General features: G+C 36.6%; 20 protein-coding genes. 5 read left to right on the top strand and 15 right to left on the bottom strand.

What is annotated here, in order from left to right:
- Nucleotides 1–111 precede the first annotated feature (111 nt).
- Together FHY47_RS03800 and FHY47_RS03795 are read right to left on the bottom strand one after the other, a co-directional pair.
- Nucleotides 112–1,905 carry an ABC transporter ATP-binding protein gene (locus FHY47_RS03800; protein WP_148629672.1) on the bottom strand — a complete coding sequence of 598 codons (1,794 nt, stop codon included), beginning with the start codon at nucleotides 1,903–1,905 and terminating at the stop codon, nucleotides 112–114.
- On the bottom strand, nucleotides 1,884–3,653 hold the full coding sequence (locus tag FHY47_RS03795) for an ABC transporter ATP-binding protein (RefSeq protein WP_148629671.1): 1,770 nt from the start codon (nucleotides 3,651–3,653) through the stop codon (nucleotides 1,884–1,886). The genes FHY47_RS03800 and FHY47_RS03795 overlap by 22 nt, the downstream gene beginning before the upstream one ends.
- A gap of 222 nt (nucleotides 3,654–3,875) precedes the next feature.
- Between FHY47_RS03795 and FHY47_RS03790 the strand changes: the two genes are divergently transcribed.
- The 3 genes from FHY47_RS03790 to FHY47_RS03780 all read left to right on the top strand — a co-directional run bounded on the left by FHY47_RS03790 (nucleotide 3,876) and on the right by FHY47_RS03780 (nucleotide 5,685).
- Nucleotides 3,876–4,721, top strand: a complete 846-nt coding sequence (locus tag FHY47_RS03790) for an SPFH domain-containing protein (protein WP_139891992.1) — start codon at nucleotides 3,876–3,878, stop codon at nucleotides 4,719–4,721.
- A gap of 9 nt (nucleotides 4,722–4,730) precedes the next feature.
- A complete protein-coding gene (locus FHY47_RS03785; RefSeq protein WP_139063817.1) occupies nucleotides 4,731–4,901 on the top strand; it encodes a type II toxin-antitoxin system antitoxin in 171 nt (56 codons plus the stop codon).
- Between the two features lie 241 nt (nucleotides 4,902–5,142).
- The gene (locus tag FHY47_RS03780) at nucleotides 5,143–5,685 is read left to right on the top strand and encodes a hypothetical protein (RefSeq protein ID WP_066103993.1); all 543 of its coding nucleotides are present in this window, start codon (nucleotides 5,143–5,145) and stop codon (nucleotides 5,683–5,685) included.
- A 361-nt stretch (nucleotides 5,686–6,046) separates the two neighbouring features.
- On the opposite strand, the gene FHY47_RS03775 is transcribed toward FHY47_RS03780, so the two are convergent.
- The 10 genes from FHY47_RS03775 to yneA all read right to left on the bottom strand — a co-directional run bounded on the left by FHY47_RS03775 (nucleotide 6,047) and on the right by yneA (nucleotide 13,682).
- Nucleotides 6,047–6,262, bottom strand: coding sequence for a YneF family protein (locus FHY47_RS03775; RefSeq protein WP_066103996.1), 216 nt, complete (start codon nucleotides 6,260–6,262; stop codon nucleotides 6,047–6,049).
- A 167-nt stretch (nucleotides 6,263–6,429) separates the two neighbouring features.
- The gene (gene sirA / locus FHY47_RS03770; protein WP_066103999.1) at nucleotides 6,430–6,873 is read right to left on the bottom strand and encodes a sporulation inhibitor of replication protein SirA; all 444 of its coding nucleotides are present in this window, start codon (nucleotides 6,871–6,873) and stop codon (nucleotides 6,430–6,432) included.
- Nucleotides 6,874–7,040: 167 nt separating this feature from the next.
- Entirely contained in the window at nucleotides 7,041–7,154 is a 114-nt protein-coding gene (locus tag FHY47_RS19555; RefSeq protein WP_180349939.1) for a TetR-like C-terminal domain-containing protein, read from the bottom strand.
- 375 nt (nucleotides 7,155–7,529) lie between these two features.
- Nucleotides 7,530–9,014: a DUF4153 domain-containing protein gene (locus FHY47_RS03765; RefSeq protein WP_148629670.1), complete on the bottom strand. Its 1,485-nt coding sequence runs from the start codon at nucleotides 9,012–9,014 to the stop codon at nucleotides 7,530–7,532.
- Nucleotides 9,015–9,095: 81 nt separating this feature from the next.
- On the bottom strand, nucleotides 9,096–9,737 hold the full coding sequence (locus tag FHY47_RS03760; protein ID WP_148629669.1) for a hypothetical protein: 642 nt from the start codon (nucleotides 9,735–9,737) through the stop codon (nucleotides 9,096–9,098).
- Complete coding sequence (locus FHY47_RS03755) at nucleotides 9,734–10,066, bottom strand: PadR family transcriptional regulator (protein WP_148629668.1); 333 nt, start codon at nucleotides 10,064–10,066, stop codon at nucleotides 9,734–9,736. Before FHY47_RS03755 ends, FHY47_RS03760 begins: the two co-directional genes overlap by 4 nt.
- A gap of 120 nt (nucleotides 10,067–10,186) precedes the next feature.
- Nucleotides 10,187–12,193 (bottom strand): transketolase, encoded by a 2,007-nt coding sequence (gene tkt / locus FHY47_RS03750; RefSeq protein WP_066104013.1) that lies wholly within the window; start codon nucleotides 12,191–12,193, stop codon nucleotides 10,187–10,189.
- Between the two features lie 138 nt (nucleotides 12,194–12,331).
- Nucleotides 12,332–12,562, bottom strand: a complete 231-nt coding sequence (locus FHY47_RS03745; protein WP_066104018.1) for a DUF896 domain-containing protein — start codon at nucleotides 12,560–12,562, stop codon at nucleotides 12,332–12,334.
- Between the two features lie 76 nt (nucleotides 12,563–12,638).
- Nucleotides 12,639–13,289 carry a YneB family resolvase-like protein gene (locus FHY47_RS03740; RefSeq protein WP_066104021.1) on the bottom strand — a complete coding sequence of 217 codons (651 nt, stop codon included), beginning with the start codon at nucleotides 13,287–13,289 and terminating at the stop codon, nucleotides 12,639–12,641.
- A 69-nt stretch (nucleotides 13,290–13,358) separates the two neighbouring features.
- Nucleotides 13,359–13,682, bottom strand: coding sequence for a cell division suppressor protein YneA (gene yneA / locus FHY47_RS03735; RefSeq protein ID WP_066104023.1), 324 nt, complete (start codon nucleotides 13,680–13,682; stop codon nucleotides 13,359–13,361).
- 153 nt (nucleotides 13,683–13,835) lie between these two features.
- On the opposite strand from yneA, the gene lexA reads away from it, so the two are divergent.
- The gene (lexA, locus tag FHY47_RS03730) at nucleotides 13,836–14,462 is read left to right on the top strand and encodes a transcriptional repressor LexA (protein WP_066104026.1); all 627 of its coding nucleotides are present in this window, start codon (nucleotides 13,836–13,838) and stop codon (nucleotides 14,460–14,462) included.
- Between the two features lie 196 nt (nucleotides 14,463–14,658).
- On the opposite strand, the gene FHY47_RS03725 is transcribed toward lexA, so the two are convergent.
- Both FHY47_RS03725 and FHY47_RS03720 read right to left on the bottom strand, forming a co-directional pair.
- On the bottom strand, nucleotides 14,659–17,130 hold the full coding sequence (locus FHY47_RS03725; protein ID WP_148629667.1) for a helicase-related protein: 2,472 nt from the start codon (nucleotides 17,128–17,130) through the stop codon (nucleotides 14,659–14,661).
- Between the two features lie 447 nt (nucleotides 17,131–17,577).
- On the bottom strand, nucleotides 17,578–18,027 hold the full coding sequence (locus tag FHY47_RS03720) for a hypothetical protein (protein WP_066104031.1): 450 nt from the start codon (nucleotides 18,025–18,027) through the stop codon (nucleotides 17,578–17,580).
- 510 nt (nucleotides 18,028–18,537) lie between these two features.
- Between FHY47_RS03720 and FHY47_RS03715 the strand changes: the two genes are divergently transcribed.
- The gene (locus tag FHY47_RS03715; protein WP_139891588.1) at nucleotides 18,538–19,188 is read left to right on the top strand and encodes a 2OG-Fe(II) oxygenase; all 651 of its coding nucleotides are present in this window, start codon (nucleotides 18,538–18,540) and stop codon (nucleotides 19,186–19,188) included.
- A gap of 224 nt (nucleotides 19,189–19,412) precedes the next feature.
- Here FHY47_RS03715 and FHY47_RS03710 read toward each other — a convergent pair whose 3' ends face one another.
- Nucleotides 19,413–21,323, bottom strand: a complete 1,911-nt coding sequence (locus FHY47_RS03710) for an AMP-binding protein (protein WP_148629666.1) — start codon at nucleotides 21,321–21,323, stop codon at nucleotides 19,413–19,415.

The raw sequence follows: 21,323 nt of genomic DNA, 5'->3' as shown, positions 1-21,323 counted from the left end.
CATTAAAACACTGTTCAAACAGTTTCAGGAGTCACCCTAAAGTATATTTCAGAAGAACAATAAATCGCATCCGATGAATCGGATGCGATTTATTTAGTTAGAGTCTTTATTTCAGCTTACATCTTTGTTGAAACTTGAACGGATACCATTTTGAAGTAAATACATTTTATAATAAAGCCCTTGCTTAGCCAGCAGTTCCTGATGTGTTCCCTGTTCAACAATTTGGCCTTGATGCAAAACAAGTATAAGGTTAGCATCTTGGATTGTGGAAAGACGGTGGGCAATTGCAATTGTCGTTCTGCCCTTTCTCATTTTTTCCAGGCTTTTTTGAATAGCCTCTTCAGTTTCTGTATCAATATTGGCAGTCGCTTCATCAAGAATAAGAATTTTAGGATCTCTCACGATTGTTCGCGCGAAGCCAATCAACTGCCTTTGACCGCTCGAAAATGTTGCTCCCCGCTCCACTACTAAATGATTATATTTATCAGGTAGCTTTTCAATGAAGGATTGCGCCTGAACAAATTTAGCTGCCTCTTCTATTTCATTGTCCGTTATTGTTTGATCATGCAAACTGATATTATCTCTAACAGACCCATAGAATAAGAAAGCATCCTGTAATACAAGCCCCATCTTCCCCCGCAGTTCTTCATTTGAATAACTTTTGATGGATTTCCCATCAATTAATATATCTCCTCTATTAAATTCATAGAAACGCATGATCAAATTTATGATAGAACTTTTTCCACTACCCGTATGTCCAACAAGTGCAACTGTTTCGCCCTCATTGACTTTAAAGGAGATGTTTTTTAGTACATCTCTCTTTCCATCATAAGAAAAACTAACATTTTTAAATTCAACGACACCCAGCTCGATTTTATACGTTTGAATGCTCTCTGCCCCGGGGGCTAACTCTTTTTCATCCAAAACAGCAAATACTCTTGATCCAGCCACAATTGCCTGCTGATATAAGGATAATCTTTGCATCACTTGGTTAACTGGTTCAAAAAAACGATCAATATAGTTTACAAACGCATACAAAACACCTATTTCAACTACTGAATTCATCGAGTTGATCCCAAAGTAACTGAGCACAAGAACAATCGCAAATATATATACTAGATCTATCGCTGGCCTTAGCAATAACCCATCTATCTTAATATTCCTCATTCCTGCTTCATAATGTTTTTGATTAATCTCCTCAAACTCATCCTTTAAGCGTTTCTGCTGGCGAAACACCTGAATTATAGACATCCCCTGGAGAGATTCATTTAAATTGGCGTTCAACTGGCTTAGCCTTTCCCTGAGTTCTTGATAAAAAACACTGCTGAATTTACGATAAAATCTCATAAGCAAATATAAAATGGGCAGGATGAATAAACAAAACACAGCAAGCCTAACGTTCAAAATAAACATCGCAATAATCGTCCCTATCACGAAAAATCCACTGGATATAAAAGCTGCAATCACAGTCACAAACATATCCTTAATTGCTTCTGTATCATTAGTAATCCTGGATACAATCGCTCCTGCAGGAGTTTTATCAAAATATCTCAATCCAAGGCTTTGCACTTTACTAAAAATATCAACCCTAAGCTGCTGAATAATTTTTAAAGCGACAAGCTGGAACGAAAACTCTTGGAAATAAGTAATAAACATTTTAGCAAACAGGAGTATCAAATACCCGATTGCCAAAATAGCTATTGGCTTATACTGCATATTCATTGGCGTTAAATAATCATCAATGAATATCTTCACTAAAATAGGTCCTGTGATGTCAGCCACTGTCGCAAGAAATAATAAGAAAAATGCTCCTATTAATCTCTTTTTATATGGTTTGGCATAGGACAAGAGACGGAAGAGAATTGCTCGCTGTTCTTTTCCTGTTATTGATTTAAGTTCATCCATCTCTTATCCCCCTGTTCCACCAATTCTTCTAATTGTTGCTGTTGGTACATTTCTTTATACCAGCCTTCCAAGTCCATTAACTCCCTATGTGTACCTCTTTGAACGATTTTACCGTCCTTGAGAACAATGATTAGATTGGCATGCTGGATAGCACTTAACCGATGGGATGTGATAATCGTTGTTTTGTGTACTCTGTTTTCCTTTAAATTCTGTAGGATTGTTGCCTCTGTTTTGGCATCGACTGCCGATAGTGAGTCGTCCAGAATTAAGATTTCAGGATCAAGCATCAATGCCCTTGCTATACTGATTCTTTGCTTTTGACCGCCAGAAAGCGAGACTCCACGTTCACCTACAACCGTATTATATCCTTCCGTAAAGCCTTCAATATCAGAATGAATATATGAAAGATTTGCTGCTTCTTTAATTTCACCTTTGGTAGCATTCGGTTTAGCAAAGGCGATATTCTCACCAACTGTTGCTGAAAATAAAAAAGGATCCTGTGGTACATACCCAATTGCTTCTCGTAAGGATTTCAACGTATAATTTTGGACTTCGTGTCCTCCAATGCTTATGCACCCTTCTGTTGTCTCAAATTCCCTAATCAGTAATTTTAATAAAGTCGTTTTACCTGCACCAGTTTTCCCAACTATTCCGAGAGTTTCCCCTTTTTTTATCGTAAATGAGAGATCCTCCAGTACAGGTTTCTTTTCATCAGGATAAGTAAAGGATGAAATCTCAAATTCTATATCACCACTGGCTTGTTCGTTAAGAGCGCCAGTTTTATCAAAAATATCGGTTTTTTCAGCTAGGAGTTCAGTAATTCGATCATAAGATGCGTTCCCCCGTTGCACGATATTAAATAAGAATCCAAAAGCGAGCATCGGCCAAATCAATAATCCTAGATAGGTTGAAAAAGATACAAGTTCACCAATCGTCAAACTGCCCTCCATCACATATTTCGCGCCAACAGCGATTGAAATAAAATAAGAAAGTCCCGCCATTACACTGATAGTTGGATCAAACAAGGCATCTATACGCGCCACCGATATGTTTTTATCCACTACATCATTAGAGGAAGACCGAAAGGATTCAATATCCTCTCTTTCCTGGCCAAAGGTCTTGATCACTTTAATCCCATTTATGCTTTCCTGGGTCTTGTCATTCAATTCAGAAAAGGCAGCCTGAGCAGCCCTAAATCTTTTATGTAATAGCTTCCCATAATAGCTTGTTGAGATGGCAATAACGGGCATAGGAAGCAATGCAAACAACGTTAAACGCCAATCAATAAAGGCCATGGCCAGAACAACAAACCCACCGGTCGTTAGCGAATCAACCAAGGATAGGACACCGCTTCCTGCGGTTTGCTGGATTGCATTTAAGTCATTGGTCGCATGTGCCATCAAATCTCCGGTGCGCTTACGCTGGTAAAAGGATGACGGCATATTCGTGAAATGATCAAATAATCGATAACGAAGTTCTCTTGCTAACTTCACGGCTGAACCAAAGATCTTGATTCGCCAAAAATATCTTAATATGTACATACCAACGCCCGAAGCAATTAAAATAACAGTCAATTTCGAAAGACCTGCACCTGTCAGAGAATCATTATTAATCTGATCAACTACAATTCCTATAATTCTAGGTGGAATCAGCTGCAAAATAGCTACGAATAATAACATAATGATGCCAATTATGTATGCTTTTTTTTCTTTCTTAAAAAACCATTTTAGCTTTACAAAGATCTTCACAAATGCCCTCCTTTTCTCTTTTATAAGGCCTCCTTATTTTAGCAAATCAAATAAACCAAAGGAAGATTATTTTAAACTTTCCGAATAATTATACAGGTGTATTTTAGGATTGCTTTACAAGCTTAATTAGAATATTTGGTATATTTTGTTATAAAAAGCTAACTATCTAACTAAATAAGTGATATAATTGTGATATCACTTTGATATATAGGAGGCATTAAGATGGTTGAAAAGAAGGCAGTTAAAATGAATGGTTATTTAGGCGTCCTTGCAGGGTTGGTCATTATCAGCATTAGTGCTTATATGTTGATAAATGGATCAACTGTACTTCCAATCGTATTATTAATAGCTGTTGCCGTATTATTGTCTGGCATCACCATTGTCCAACCAAACGAAGCAAAAGTATTAACATTTTTCGGAACATATGTAGGAGTCATACGCGAGCAAGGTCTATGGTTGGCAATACCTTTTACCATCAAATCCAGCGTTTCACTGCGCGTCATCAATTTCAATAGCGATACCCTAAAGGTAAATGATTTAGAAGGTAATCCGATTGAAATAGCTGCCGTGGTGGTATACCGTGTCAATGATAGTGCGAAGGCAACTTTTGATGTGAAGGATTACAAAGAGTTTGTACAAATCCAAAGTGAAACGGGAATTCGTCATATCGCAAGCCAATACGCCTATGATCACTTTGACAAAGAAACCGATCTGTCACTACGGAGAAATAGTGATGAAATTGCTGTTTTTTTAGCAGAGGATTTACAAAAACGTTTAGAGGTAGCTGGTGTGGATGTGCTTGAGGCACGAATCATGCATCTAGCCTATTCTTCTGAGATTGCTTCCGCTATGTTACAAAGACAACAGGCCCAGGCTGTGCTGGCTGCCCGTAAGGTAATTGTTGATGGTGCCATTGGAATGGTGAAAAGTGCGATCGACCAATTGGCGGATGAAGATATTGTTGAACTTGATGAAGACAAGAAAGCACAAATGGTCAACAACTTAATGGTTGCAATTGTTTCAGAAAAGGGAACGCAGCCAATTATTAATACAGGAAGCATTCACTAGGTTTTTAAGATGGCCAAAAGAAAAGCATATCCGCTAAGAATTGATCCTAAACTTTATGACGCACTTGAAAAATGGGCAGATGATGAACTTCGCAGTGTAAATGCTCAAATAGAAATCCTCTTAAAAGAAGCCGTAAAAAAAGCAGGCCGATTGAAGGATGATCAAGAACAACAAGAATAAATTCGAGACTATTAGATAGCCAGAAGCATAGTTAGAACGTTTGTTTAAAATAATACAAACGTTCTATTTTTATTGTGGTGATTTAATAAACACTCTTATACCATTCCTATTGACGCTTTTTGAGCACACATAAAAACCACCAGTCTATGTTTGCTCAATGTCAAAATCCCCGTTTCTACTTTTAATTATTTTTAGAATTGTATTATAATTTAGATATAAGATTCATAAGGAGATGATTAACTTGAAAAAGTTCTTTAAGATTGGATGCTTAGGAATCATAGTTATTGCTGTATTACTTATTATTGTTGCTATTGTAGGTGGCGGAGAAGAAGAAAGTGTATCAACTGGTAATACTTCAGACACTAAAACAACTGAAACACAAAAAACAGATGATGGAACTAAAACCATTGATGCTTCTTCTCAACAAGTAACAGCACAAGGACTAAAAGTTGGACTAGGCGACATTAAAATTGAAGAAAATGAAATCCAAGTAGGTATCAATGTTCAAAATACTACAGATGGAGTTCTACAATTTTATCCCGACCAAGGATCAGCTGTAATTGGCGATATGCAATTGGATGCCAACATGTTCTTAACTGATGGTGATGTTAGTGGTGAGATCCAAGGTGGGGTTAAAAAAGAAGGAGTACTTGAATTTTTAGCACCTGATGGTAAAACCATTGATGTTAATTCCGTTAAAGAGATAAAGTTAATACTGGGTGACGTAACCACTGAGGATTTCATGAACAGTGAAGATGTTTCGTTTACTATTCCAGTGAAATAATATAAAAACCCCTTCTCGCAAAGAGGGGGTTTTCGTGTTTATAGACTAACATAAAAAGCTAATTTTATCTCTTAATGAACCATTTGATTGCCCTAAAGATTATAAAATAGGGAAGTAGCCATATAATCAATAAGCTTTTAACGCTATAGTCTGAAAACTCAGCACCAACAATAGAAAAAACCACTCCTCCGTATTTAATGGTTTAACATTCTCTACAGAAAAGTGGTTTTAAACTAAGCCAAGAAAACTTCACCAATATACTAAAAAATATCGATGAAGGTTACATCTTTTTATGTAAAAAAGACAGTAAACTTTAACCATGTATAATCAGATGACCTTAGAATCCCAGATGTAACAAGGCTTATTTCCCTTGTTGCTTGTTCATCGCATTCATCATTTGATTTACTTTCTTTTGGGATGGCTTCATACCCATTTGTGTCATCATCATTTTAATCATTTGTTCATTGATTGGTGGGTTTTTCTTTAAATAGTCCATCATGTATTTACGAGCGATAAAGAATCCTAAAGCCACACCAGCAATCAAAGCAATCACTGCCGTAAGAATATAATATCCCATAACCTAAACTACCTCCTCCGTGCTGTCACAAAGACATTGTACTAAACCAAAGTAATAATACCATAACTATTGTGATATTTCTATCAGATTTTGATACAAACAGACATAATAGAATAAATTCCACGGTATTTATAACAATCTCATAGTGAAATCTGTCTTATTCTACTTCATACATATAACCTCTGTTTAATAGGTCTGAGCCAAGCGCACCGTTCCTTAGTTATATCCAAGGCTAAAAAATATGGATTCCACTGCCTGAGCCATTCAAAAAATATGGTCTCACATTCATACGTTCCAGTAGCATGCAGAATCAATGAATGATTGCGATATCCTAAGCTTGCTTCGCTTTGGCCGACATTTCGCTTTCTGATATAATATACCCCATTTTCCATATAACAATCTTTATTTTCCATTAGTTGATTTTCCATAAAAGAGGTAAAAAGCTGTGCATGAATCTTTTTAGTAACAAAGTTAATTTGCCTGCGGAGTATTTTTTTCTTATCCCCTTCAGATTGTTCATAATCCTGGAATAAGTTAAAAAACATATATTCTCGTCCATAATAATGACGTGCAAATTCATTCTCTATTAAATAAATAATATAAGTGCGCATACTCTTACCTCCAATTCTCTTTACATATAGTATAAAAAACTATTGTTGCATATTATGTAAAATGAACGTGCAGAGTTGTTCTAATTTTGTCGAGTAAATATTTTTTTGATTTTTCAAATTAATCTCTTATACCCATTATACATATGATTTACTCTTATCACCATTGATCATCTGTATAATTCTGTAATTTGACTGGCTACATATTCAGAACTGAAATGAAGTCCGTCTTTTATCCACCATATGATAATTCCCAATACTGATGAGCTAATATATCCGGTGATAGACTTTTTCTAATTTAGGGGCAAGTGATGCTTATTATTTCATGACATTATTGAGTGTCATCGCATTAATGATTACATTTTTTGTACCTTCTAAAAATTATATCCATTCCCTACTCGCTAGGATCAAGGGCAGCTGAGGAAAATAAAATTGATATATTTCATATTTTTAAATGGATTAGCCTACAGACATAAACACTTTAAATAAGCTTGTTTACAAAAAGCCTGGACCCATAAGTCCAGGCTTTTTACTTATTTATCCTTCAAAAATCAAATTAGCCAGTACTCCGTTTTCTGCTGGAATCCTCCAAAAACCGGTTGCCGTTATCTGATATCTACTTTATAGCAAGAATATGACCAGTACTGGATTAGCTGTTGTTAATCTCCATTTTCATGCTTAGTGAGGTTAAGACTTTCTAACCTATCATAAACTTCAACTCTGGAAAGATTATAGGACTGCCAAGTATAGTCAGTGTTCCTCATTTGCTCATATTGGACTGATAATAGATGTTTCAATTCACCAGAATTGGGGTCTGATTCATATAAGTCAATCAGTCCAGATAATCCTGTATAGGATAATTCGTTTAAATAATATAGATCAATCTTACCCGTTTCTTTATATCTACTTATATTTTTATCTACGATTAGTTGATCCAGCTGAACAATGTGCAATCCAGTGTAAAACAATAATCCGGTTAAAAAATAAAAATGTCTTAATGCAATTCGTTCAATCCAGATTTTTACTAATGTATAGGTAAAAATGACAGCCAGATAAAGCATAATCGTATGTGCAAGTATTCTGAGAATCGTATATCCATAGGCCTCTTCATACATATAGAGGCGCATAAAAGCCGATGTTAGCATAACTCCGCTAAATACGATTAAAAGACTGAGAAGGACCTGTATAAGCCTTTTAGCAGCGTTCATTTGAACAGATACATACTTTAGGGTTCCAAGCAGTATGGACCAATTTATGAGGGTAACCAACATTAACTGGGCAAATCCTGTTCTCGCGCTTGAAGCATAGGTCATATCATTGAGAAGCGGGCTGCCAAAGAAATATTTAAACTGGACAATTGTAAATAATAGATAGACTCCATTGATCAGGATCAGAATCGTTGTCACAATGGTTGAATCGAACTGGACACTTCCTGTCTCTTTCATGTTAGAGGACAGTGTTTGCGGCTGTTTTAAATGTAATACATTTAGAAAACCATAAAACAAAAGAGCAAATAGGACAATAACTATCAATCTTCCAAAGAATTCACCTATTTGTACGGAAAATAACCAGTCAGGGATGTGCATAAATATCGCTTGAAAATGACTGTCTGCCGATACAAGCAATAAAATAATGATGATGAGTATCGGGAATGCAATAACAATTCCCAAACCGATACTTTTAGCCGTTCCCTTAGTTTCTCCTGCTCCCTCTTTTCTGAATTTTTTTAGGATGTAGGAGATGAATTGCTGATTATATTTAATACTATTAACCAACTTTGTTTTCAATTGTTTAATAAAGTTGACTCTGCTCCAATCAATTTTTTGTTGATTTGTAATAAGTGTTAGCTGAGCTGCTACAAGAATTGGTATAACCAACCCATTCGTTAGATAAAAAAGGACATTAGATTGATAGAAATAAGATAAACCAAGAATCCAAATACAAACCATCAGAAGGCTTCCAATTCGCATATGAGTAAATTTCGTTTTCCGAAACCTCCAAAAAAACAGACCATAAAAAGCAAATAAGAACAACGGATAGGAAATCCCTACTTCTCCATGTAAAAAAGATAACTCAGCAAAACAGGCTAGCGCTATACATAACAGTAAAAATACTTTATCTTCTTTTTTAAACTGAATATCCATTTTAAGGATCCCCCTCTACCTAGTTATTCTAGGTATATAGTGATAAATATACATAGTTATTCTATGTATATAGGCAAATAGTCAAAGCGAGGCTTTCTTCCCCCATAGATACCCAGCAAAACTGACTGGATATAAGATAAACGTACAAAATACACATGCAATAATAAATGGTTTATCCAGTAAGGGGTCAAACCATTGATCCGGTACGAGGTTAAAGATAACCAAATACATTAAGATAATGTTAGGTATCACCGTAACCAAAAACGTTTTCTTAATAAGCTTTTTGCCCTGATGTCCAAATTCCTTGCCAATTTCATAACCAAGCAAGACCCAAAAACCAATATAGATGGCCATCAAAAGTACAGGAATCGATGTTAATAAAGACCATATTTCCTTGGCCCAATTCCAATCGTATGTATGGTTGATAAATGTTAACAAAATTCCGCTTATAAAAAGGGACAAGTTAATTCCTGCAAAGATCCATCTTGTTTTTCTTGGTGTAAGGGTTAATTCCTCTTTCCAGGATAAAGCAACTTCTTCTGGTGTACCCAGCCGCATCGATAGCTCTTTATAGATTAAATCGGGTGACTCATCCTCATAAATGATATCGCAGGCCATTTCAGAAATATGCAACTTATATTCTTCCATAATAGTCCCTTTTTCAGGATGAGCACCCAGCAATCGATCAAGCTGACGTAAATAATCTTCTTCAGCCCGTCTCATGTTTCTGTTCTCCCCATTACCTTGTTCATGACCTGGACATATCGATTCCATTCGTTTATTTTAATTTCTAGCATCTCTTTGCCAGCCAGAGTAATACGGTAATACTTACGAGCGGGTCCCTTCTCTTGTTCAACCCAGTAGCACTCTATATATTCCTGTTTTTCAAGCTTATGCAAAGCAGGATACAGCGTGCCTTCCTTCATCAGAAATCCATGGTCACTGCGGTGATCCATTTCTTTCACCAATTCATACCCATACATATCTCTTTCTTGCAAAAGCTGCAGAACAAGAAGTGATGTACTTCCTTTTACAAGTTCACGATTAAACATTTCTTCACCTACCTAGAATTATTAGGTACATATCAAACATACATCATTTGGAATTGTTTGTAAATATATTCATAAAAAAATCACCAGAGAAAGACCCTGGCGATTTTTTAAAAATATATTTTATTTTTGTAGCATTTCTTTTACTAAAGAAACCACATTAGATGGAGTGAATCCGAATTTTTCCATTAACAATTCACCAGGGCCGGAAGCACCAAAGCGGTCAATTGCCAATATTTCACCTTCATCACCTGTATAACGGTCCCATCCGAAAGATGTACCTAATTCAATTGCTAAGCGTTTCTTAACAGTTGAAGGGATAACAGATTCTTTATATTCAGCAGATTGAGCTTCAAAGCGATCAAATGATGGCATGCTGACAACTGATACATCAATGCCGTCATTCGCTAATATAGCCTGTGCTTGAACAGCCAATCCTACTTCAGATCCAGATGCCAACAATATAGCATCGGCAGTATCCTTATTGGAAGGTGAAACTACATATCCACCTTTAGCAACGCCCTCTTCAGCTAATTCAGCTGATAACGGTAACGTAGTTAAGTTTTGGCGGGATAATACTAACGCAGTTGGTGCAGACTTGCTTGTTAATGCCGCTTTCCATGCAGCTGCCACTTCATTGCTGTCAGCCGGACGGATAAGTGAAACATTAGGCATTGCGCGCAATGCAGCCAAGTGCTCAATTGGTTCATGAGTTGGACCATCTTCTCCAACAGCAATACTGTCATGTGTAAATACATATGTGACAGGAAGATTCATTAACGCTGCTAAACGAATAGCTGGACGCAGGTAATCAGAGAATACAAAGAATGTTCCTCCATACACATGCACACCACCGTGAAGTGCCATACCGTTTAATGCAGCACCCATACCAAATTCACGTACTCCAAACCAAATGTTACGGCCATCATAGGAGCCTGGCAAGAAATCTTTTTCGCCCTTCAGCATCGTTTTGTTTGATCCAGCTAAGTCAGCGGATCCGCCAAATAAAGATGGAAGATTTTTAGCGATTGCATTTAATACTTCTCCACCTGAATTACGTGTAGCAACGGCTTTTCCTGCTTCATAAACAGGAATATCCTTATCCCAGCCTTCAGGTAATTCGCCTTTAATTGCTGTTTCTAGCTGAGCAGCAAGTTCAGGGTATTCGTTTTTATAGCTTTCAAATAATTGGTTCCATTCTTCTTCTTTTTTAGCACCAGCTTTTACAACAGTTTCTTCAAAATTGTCATAAACATCTTGTGGCACATAAAAATCTTCTTCGAATGTCCATTTGTAATATTCTTTAGTTAATTTCATTTCGTCTTCGCCAAGCGGAGCACCATGAACAGCAGATTTACCGGATTTATTTGGAGCACCGTATCCGATAACTGTTTTTACTTCAATCATAGTAGGACGGTCAAGATCTGTTTTTGCCTCTTCAAGCGCTTTAGCAATTTCATTCAAATCATTACCGTCTTCTACGCGAATGTATTGCCATCCGTAAGCTTTAAAACGCTCAGCAACACTTTCAGAGAAGCTCATGTTTAATTCGCCGTCAAGAGAGATATCATTGGAATCATATAGGACTACTAAACGTCCCAATTTTAAATGGGCAGCAAGAGAAGCAGCTTCAGCTGATACCCCTTCCATTAAATCTCCATCTCCGCAAATGCTGTATGTAAAATGATCTACAACATCAAAGTTATCTTTATTGTAGACTGCCGCCAAATGACGTTCCGCCATTGCCATACCGACTGCCATCGCAATACCTTGGCCAAGTGGTCCGGTTGTAGCTTCTACGCCTTTTGTATGTCCATATTCAGGATGTCCAGGTGTTTTACTGCCCCATTGTCTGAAATTCTTAATTTCTTCCATATCAAGGCCATAACCTGATAAGTGCAATAAGCTGTATAAAAGCATGGAACCATGTCCTGCTGATAATACAAAACGATCACGGTTAAACCAATCCGGATTTTTTGGATTATGGTTCATGAATTTGGTCCAAAGAGTATAAGCCATAGGAGCAGCTCCCATTGGCATACCAGGATGACCTGAATTAGCTTTTTCAATTGCATCGATTGAAAGAGTACGAATAGCTGTGATAGATAAATTATCTTTTTCTGTGAACATTGCCTACATCCTTTCAGATTAACCTTCTAATTTATATTAATGAAGTATAAACAGGTTGACAAGACTTTGTTGGTAAATGCTACAAAATCGTCACTCCTTAAGATATTTTTTTGGAGTCTAACCTATTATGCTATACCCTTAATGTAATTTATTATTACGTAATTTTTTTATTTTTTCAGGTGTGACATCCTTACCTTCTGGATCGATAATTGTCAAACCTTCAACCGTATTTCTCATTGAGGTACGAAAGGTTTCCAAATACTCTTTCCTCAGAAGAGATTGTTCAGTGGCTTCTTCTTTTGTAAGGCCAACTGTTTTTGATTTCTTAGATAATTCATTAATTCTTTTAATTTTATGCATTGGCAGCATGGTATTGCTCCTTCTATATAAAATATAAGTAGATATTGTCATCGTATAGAAAAACTGCGTAATTTTCAAGAATGAACTATTGATTAGTATTCTTTTTCATATATTCTGAATATCTTCGATGAATGGTGGCTTTTGAGAGATCATAGCCTTTTCTGTTTAAATTCTCCGTAATTTCAGCAAATGTTAATCCTTTAATACGCAGCTCAATAACCTCCTGTAAAGGTACCTCTGACCTTTCTCTTCCGCCTCCAAGATGTTGATTTGCTAAATTTCTTTGTGGTTTATATCCATTTTCAATTGCTCGTTTCATCCCTCTTCTGATTTTACTGTTTTGTAATTTTCGCTGATATTCCTCTACTATACTGATGATTTGCAAAAGCATGGCATCTGTTTCAGAAACCTCAAGCTCACCATTATGAGTAACCGTATATAATTTAACCCCTTCTTTATAGATGCAATGTAATAGAGCAATCTTGGCATTTCCTCTGCCCAGTCTTGTTTCATCCTGAATCAAGAGACCCTCGATTTCTCTATTTTTCATTTTTTCCAGCAAGATTAGAATGCCTTCTCGTTCTAAATCATATCCACTGGCTTGTTCTTTCTCGATTATTACCACCTCGAACCCCTTTATGGCAGCCAGTCTTGTTAACTCCTGCTCCTGCCTTTCCAGTGATGTTTCCTGTGAACTTTTATCTGTGCTGACTCTGCAATAAATTCCAACCTTCATTTTCTCTCACCATTCTTCTTTACATATAGATAAGGCCGGGAAACATTCCCGACCTTACTGATTATATAGTTATTTATCAGAATCTGCTAAGTGTAGCATTTCTGTATTTTCGTTCATTTTCTTTACAGGAATCACAATCGTTTGCCCTTCCTTTAAATGATTAATGTGCAAGTCATTATGTTCCTGAACCCAAGAGACAAATTCAGTCTGTGTCATTTCGCTGCCGTCAAAACGTTCAGCCATATCCCAAACTGTATCTCCTTTTTTAACCGTGATTTGTTGATAATCGTCTTTTGGTGCTTCAATATTTGTTACTATCATTGTAGTTATTAATAAGAAAAGACCGATAAAAAACAAGATGGAATAATTATAAGAAGTCCATAATTTTTTCATAAATAAACCCCCATCGAATGTATGTTCGTTTAATATAAATCAAGTATAAACCGAACAAACGTTTTGTGTCAATACAAAAAACGAACTTATGTTTGTACTGTTAAACAGGAAATGATATACTAAAAACAAGAAAAGCTAAAAGAGGTGCGGGAGATGACTACTAAATTATCCAAACGGCAACAGGATATTTTGCTATATATTAAAGAAGAAGTAAAAACGAAGGGCTATCCGCCTTCCGTTCGAGAAATTGGCGAAGCAGTCGGACTGGCTTCTAGTTCCACGGTTCATGGTCACTTAGCGCGATTGGAAAGCAAAGGACTCATCAGACGAGATCCTACCAAACCACGTGCTATTGAAATCCTGGATATGGATCCACATGACCATATTCCAAAAACAAATTCAGTTAATGTACCATTAATCGGGAAAGTAACTGCAGGGCAGCCTATTACAGCTATCGAAAATATAGAAGAATACTTCCCTCTGCCTGAGCATATGGCTCCTGCCGATGAAAATGTGTTTATGCTAGAAATTATGGGCGACAGTATGATTGAAGCTGGAATACTTAACGGTGACTATGTAATTGTTCGCCAGCAGCATACAGCAAACAACGGTGAAATTGTCGTAGCCATGACTGAAGATGATGAAGCTACCGTTAAACGTTTCTTTAAAGAAGATACTCATTTCCGTCTGCAGCCTGAAAATTCTATGCTCGAGCCTATCATTCTACAAAATGTCAGCATCCTTGGCAAAGTGATCGGGTTATACAGAAATATTCAATAAGAACGTTGGGACCGGCTTTCAGCCGGTTCTACTTTTGTGTTTAAAATCTATTATCTCTATTAAACTTATGCATTTAAGAATTGGCATATTCCATTTTATAAATAGATTAATACTTTTATTTATCTCGTTGTTTACATAATATTATTATGTGATACAAAAAAAGCTTGCAACCATTTTGATTGCAAGCTTGAAGGTCCTATATATCCCATCCTTTGTAATAGTATCTTGATCGTTTACTCTCTTCATAACACGACTGGCAAATAGCAAATGGATAATTCCAACTTAACGGCTTATTGCATGACCGACACTTTGTTTGATATTTTTTAACCCCTTTTCTTAACTGATTATGTGCATCTGAACTGATTTCTTCTCTTACTCGCTCCCAATAGACCGTTTCACTTCTTCGATCTAATTTATACAAAAACAATAAATGCAATCCTACTGATTTATAAGATAATTCAAGTTCATCCAAGGAATCTTTCTTTATTAAAGGCTCTCTCAATTCTCTTCTATCCACAATGGCTTTCATATTATAGAGCCATTGATTAACGAGGCTCTCCTCATTCGCTGAAAAAGGTAAATGCAGAAAACCGTATAAATCAGTTATCGACATTCGTCCTTCTATTTGTTCATGGCGAATTAAATGATATAAAGCTTTTTCCTGAGTAAGCGGTGCTTTTGTTGTGCCGGAAGGATTTTTAAATTCATCCCATAATTCAAAGAATTGATCAAAACTCGAGTGATAACGTTTAAAACGTTCAAATACACCCTGTGTAGGTGCTATTGTAAATGTACTGATCGGCCGGTCTTCACCATTTAACAACCGTTTCATTAAACCAATTTGATCAGTAAATGCCACTCTTCCTTCATTATATATACCTTTACGGCCGGCACGGCCTGCTAACTGCTTTACTTCCTGGGAGGTTAATAAACGTCTTCTCGTGCCATCAAATTTATCATTTTCCAGAAAAACGACCCGCCTAATCGGTAGATTGAGCCCCATCCCGATAGCATCTGTAGATACAATCACTCGCGTCTCCCTGTTAATGAACCTCTGAATTTGTTTAGCTCTTGTTTCAGGAGGCATACTTCCATAGATGACACTTACTTTATGGCCGTTTCTTTCCAGCTTTGAAGCGGTTTGAAGCACTTTATTTCGAGAAAATACAATCAATGCATCTCCTGCCTTGGTATGTTCGATCTTAAAAGGTTTTTTCTCTACAATCAGCGGTATATCACGTTTGTATTCATGAATTTCAATATCATTTCCCTGAAGCAGATTTAAAATCATCCTTTTCGAATTGTGACTGCCTATGATGTGAACTTCCCGTGCACGCGCTTTATTAATAGCTCTAAACCAAGAAAACCCACGATCTTTATCTGCGATCATTTGCGCTTCGTCTATAACCATGACGTCGAATTCATCTTTCTCGGTAAACATTTCAATTGTGCAGGAATAATGCGTGGCATTTGCAATATCCTTTTCTTCTTCACCTGTCTTTAATGCACAGGCAATTCCGTTGTTTTTAAGCGTTTCATATACTTCAAGTGCCAATAGCCTTAAAGGTGCCAGGTATATACCAGATGCAGCTTCCCTTAATCTATTTAACGCCTGATAGGTTTTTCCGGTATTTGTTTCTCCTATATGCAGAATATATTTAGTGTTACTATAAACGGTTGTTTTGTATTCAACTCCAAAAATATCATCCAGTTTCTTTTGTTTTATTTCTTCCTGTTTCCTCAGCTCTTCTAATTTCTGTTCTCTTTTTTCAATTCTCTCTTTGTGCTGAGTATGGTATAACGGCATTTGTATATCAAATTCGTCCGGGTGGTTTCGAACATCTATAAGGTCCTCAATCAATTCCTGCTCTATTTCACTTTCATATTCCCATTGAAATTCACTAATATTAGCCCCAATCAATTGCCTGATCAACTTATGATTAATCGACCCTTTAAACAAATTCTCATATTGGTTTATGATCTGATTCGGCAATTCTGATAGTATAAATGGGTATATGGTTTCGTAAACAAAGGTATCGATTAGATTTTGATAAATATATTCGTCAAAAACAGAATCATCCTGGTATACATCATATCCCCAATATAAGAGGTCGTTGAGCGTTTCAAATTGGGCTTGATTGAACCCCTTCACATTTGATATATCCTTTTGTAATTGATTTGCCACTTTATATCTGAGCTTTAAATAAAAATAAAGCTTGTTACTGCTCAAAATACTTAAGGCCTCATCTTTTATAACGGTAATCTCATAATTTGCTTTCAATTTTTTTAACTTTACTGATTCAAATAATTCATTCCATCGTTCATCTGTTTCTCCAAAGTAATCTTGGATCCAACTTTTCATATCAAAGGATTTTAGTCCACTCAGTTCTTGTTCAACCATTTTATTAATTGCTTTCTTGGAGGCTCCTTCTGTTTCTATACCACGAAGCCCCAAAAATTTAATTTTTTCAGTTCTATTCATCCGCTGAAGCGTTCGACTCTTCCATGCTAAATTCCAAATCTGATTCAAATAACGTTCTCTGCTTTCCAAATAATCATTAACAGCAGGCTTTGTTTCACTTTCTTCCATATATAAGGAAATATCATTCAGAATGTCATTTTTTGCTTTTTCAACTGCTTCTTTATACCCTTTATTCGTTATGTCCATTATTCCGTTCTCCTTCAACTGCCATAAAAATTCTCTTATAAGGCTAATATATACGATTAACCGCATATCTATAAATTTAATAATCTTGTTTACATAATATTATTATGTTCTATAAGTATTTTTTCTTAATTTTGATATTAGACCCATTTGATTCATTACTTTATTTAAATCATACATATAATATCACCGGATCAATCATAATTGTTCCATTTTATTTGCTTTGATGGCGCATTTTCTGTATATACAGCAAAATTAAAGTATTAAACAAAATAAACTCCCCATTCATTGAGGAGTTTTGATTTATTCTTTTATAGTAAAGTTCTTGAACTAAAATTTTGGTTTCTTTCCTTCAAATGCCACGTTTACAAAACTAAAGCCTTTTTCATTTCTTTCCTTATGTATAATCAAGAGAGCCCATCAGAGGAAACTCCTAAAAGTAGAGAGTTATCAATATTTCACAATTGTTGTTACACCACGTTCAGTTAATAATGTTCGATGGCTAAGCTCTTCTACCCATTTTTTAGGGTTAAGCCTAAACAATCCATATTGATTTTGGTAGGTGTAACTACCAACGTTGATCATAATTGGCTCTGGAACTTCAAGGACACGCTGTATATATTCTTCATACCACTGTTGAACAGGTATTTCATAAAGCTCGATAACATCACCAATATCCATATATTTCTCCAAATAAACGAAAAAATGATTACCAAGAACTCCGACTTCATATATGTATGGCATTGATAAAACAGGTTTAACAATATCACACCACCATTTATCTGCTTCATACACTGAGAAACACATGTCTAATTCATCTATTCCATTATTATGGTAATTCTCTATTTCTTCAGGCATTATAAATGGCTTAGACGATGCTAAAAATTGAATACGCGACATATACAAGCCCTCCGTTCACTTCCATAAATTTATTTCTTAATTTTAATCAATAAATTTATTTTGAAATGATTTGAATTCCACTCTATAACTTTTTCTACTAAACTGCGAATCATTTCAAAATATATATTACCATAAATTTCAAGAATTCATTTTTTAGTTCAATAATTAAATTCTATGAAAATCAACCTTGATTATAAATTGTAGTTCCAGAATGATTCCTGTCTGAAACTGATAAAGCCAGATATAACAATGATCCCCCACCCATAATTTGCTAATAACGACTTAAAAACCTGTACTACAACCAGCAACGTTATATATCCATTGAGCTCTCTTGTCTCAAGATATGTTTGAGAATATATTCTTTTTAATATTTGCTCCCATTCAAACTCATATATTATTATTTTGAAATCTTCTCTTCCATAAATAATTATGAGAATTCTAATCGGATTTATTAAAATACATGATAAAATAACAAATGGAACAGAGAAAAGATGGGAGAGGAAGCAATATATGACAACGACCATTCATCCACAAAAAGAAACGCCTATTTTCCCCCACACAGGTCATTTCATTGAGACAGAGAACAGACGAATTCCTATCTTAGCTCGTCACGGTGAACCACTTGTTGTGGTATTGGGAAACGTGTTAAGCGACGAGGAATGCGATACGTTGATAGAGTTAGCGAAGCAGGATATGAAACGCTCAACCGTTGGAGCAACCCGTGAAGTAAACGGTATGCGTACGAGTTCAGGTGCTTTCATTGAAGATGCTCAAAATGAAACCGTTTTACGCATTGAACAACGGCTAGCTGCCATCACTACCATTCCGTCTGAACATGGCGAGAATCTCCATATCCTTCGCTATACTCCTGGTCAAGAATACAAAGCACACTTTGATTATTTTGCTTCGACAAGTTCAGCTGCTCAAAATAACCGAATTAGTACAATTGTCTTATACCTAAATGATGTGGAAGAAGGCGGAGAAACGTATTTCCCTCACCTAGATTTATCAGTCGCTCCACAAAAAGGAATGGCGGTTTACTTTGAATATTTCTACCAAGACGAATCTCTGAACGAAAAGACCTTACATGGCGGTGCCCCGGTTACCAAAGGTGAAAAATGGATTGCTACTCAATGGATTCGGAAACAGCGTATTCGTTAACAGGACAGTAAAGCGAGGCAATGATGTATGCCTTGCTTTTTCTTTTGTTCCGATACATTCTATTAAATTATTTTAATCGTTAAGTTTTCAAGAATACAACAACCCAATTATATTAACTATAAAACTAATTAAAAAAGCATGGAGATTATCCATGCCAACGCTTAACTATCAGATAGCTGTTTACCAGCATGTGATTCGCACACTTGCTTCCAACTAACTGGGTATCATTTTATTTTTATCTGATTGATTTCATGTACGATCTCCGGATTGACTAAGGAGGATAAATCACCTGCATCTTGGTTAAGGAAGGTAGATTTGATGACTCGGCGCATAATTTTCTGGTTTCTCGTTTTTGGCAGGTCGCTCACGAAGTAAATAGCTGAAGGCTTGAGTGCTTTTCCAAGCTGATTGCCCAAAAGCTTCATGAGCTCATTTTCTAGCTCTGTACTCCCCTTTACATTCGTTTGTAAAACGGCAAAGCATACACAGGATTCCCCTTTAAGCTCATCCGGAATACCGATAGCAGCCGCTTCAATCACATCTTCATGCTTAATAAGAATGGATTCATATTCAGTCGGACCTACTCTTTTTCCTGCTATATTCAATGTATCATCAGACCGCCCTTTAATCTCCCAAAAAACGCCGTCTGTACTAACCCAATCCCCATGAACCCAGGTATTCTTATAGGTGCTCCAGTATGTATCCAAGTATCTTTCCTTCTCATTCCAGAAGCCTTTAGTCATGCCAACCCAAGGAGCGCGAATACAGAGCTCACCCACCTCGTTCGTAACAGATTCACCGGATGAATTTAATACCGTAATATCCATGCCTGGCATCGGTGAATTAAATGTAACAGGAGCAATAGGCTTCAATAAAACATTTCCTAAAATGCCGCCGGATATTTCGGTGCCTCCTGAATAATTAATAATCGGGATTTTCTTTTTCCCAATCCTTTCAAACAACCAATTCCATGGATCCGGATTCCAAGGCTCACCCGTTGATCCAAACACTTTAAGAGATGAAAGATCATGAGAACCAATCGAATCATCAGCTCTTGCCATAAGAGAACGAATTAATGTAGGTGATATTCCTAATTGCGTAACTTTCCACTTTTCAACTAACTTCCATATCTGATTAGCTGTTGGGTAGTCAGGCACCCCATCGTAAAGCATAATCGTAGCTCCGTTCATTAAACTGGCAAACAACTGGAATGGTCCCATCATCCAGCCCATATCGGTTATCCAGAGAAGCTTATCACCTTTGACCACGTCCATTGAGATTCTTGCATCAATCGCTGACTTTATCGGGAAACCGGTATGAGTGTGGACTGTTCCTTTTGGTTTACCTGTTGTCCCTGATGTATAAATGAGCATGAATGGGTCATCACTCTTCATTTCAGCAGAGGTGTCCACCGAATCAGTTGCTTCGATTTGAGTCCAGGATACAAATGAGCCACGCATCCCAGTCTCTCCCACTACAACTACCTTCTCCAAAGTATCCATTTCATCTAAAACATTTGTAACTGTCTTTAACATATCGACCTTTTTACCACGTCGAGTATAGGATTCTGCCGTTATAATCATTTTGGAGCCTGCTGCGTTTACCCGTGTCTTTAGGGCATCCTCTGCAAAACCGGAGAATACAGGCGAGACAACCGCTCCAATTTTTGCAGCAGCCAGAATGGCTACAATGGTCTCCGGAATCATTGGCATATAGATGGTTATTCTATCTCCACGTACAATCCCCTGTTCCAATAACCCTCCTGCCACTCGGCTCACCCAACCATATAATTGCGGAAAGGAGATTTTCTTTGTTTGTCCTAATTCATTTTCATATTCGATTGCATGATGATCAGAATATATCCATTTCTCTATACAAGAATCCACAATATTACAGGTTCCACCGACATACCAATCCGGGAATTCAATCCCATTTGATAAATCCATTACTTTTTTATATGGTGTTTTCCAACTGAACCCCAATTCTTTTTCGACCTCTCCCCAATACCATTCGGGTTTTTCAATCGATTTAGCATAAAATTGGTCATAGTCTTTAAAGCCCAGTTCTTGTATCCATTTATAAAGACGCAGGTTAGAAATCGTACGATGATCGGGTATCCAGGCTACTTGGCTCAT

The sequence above is a fragment of the Bacillus sp. E214 genome, from assembly GCF_008087365.1.
In the GTDB taxonomy this organism is placed as follows: domain Bacteria; phylum Bacillota; class Bacilli; order Bacillales; family Pradoshiaceae; genus Pradoshia.
The sequence above is the reverse complement of the archived record's forward strand: the minus strand, read 5'-3'. Positions and strand labels throughout refer to the sequence as shown.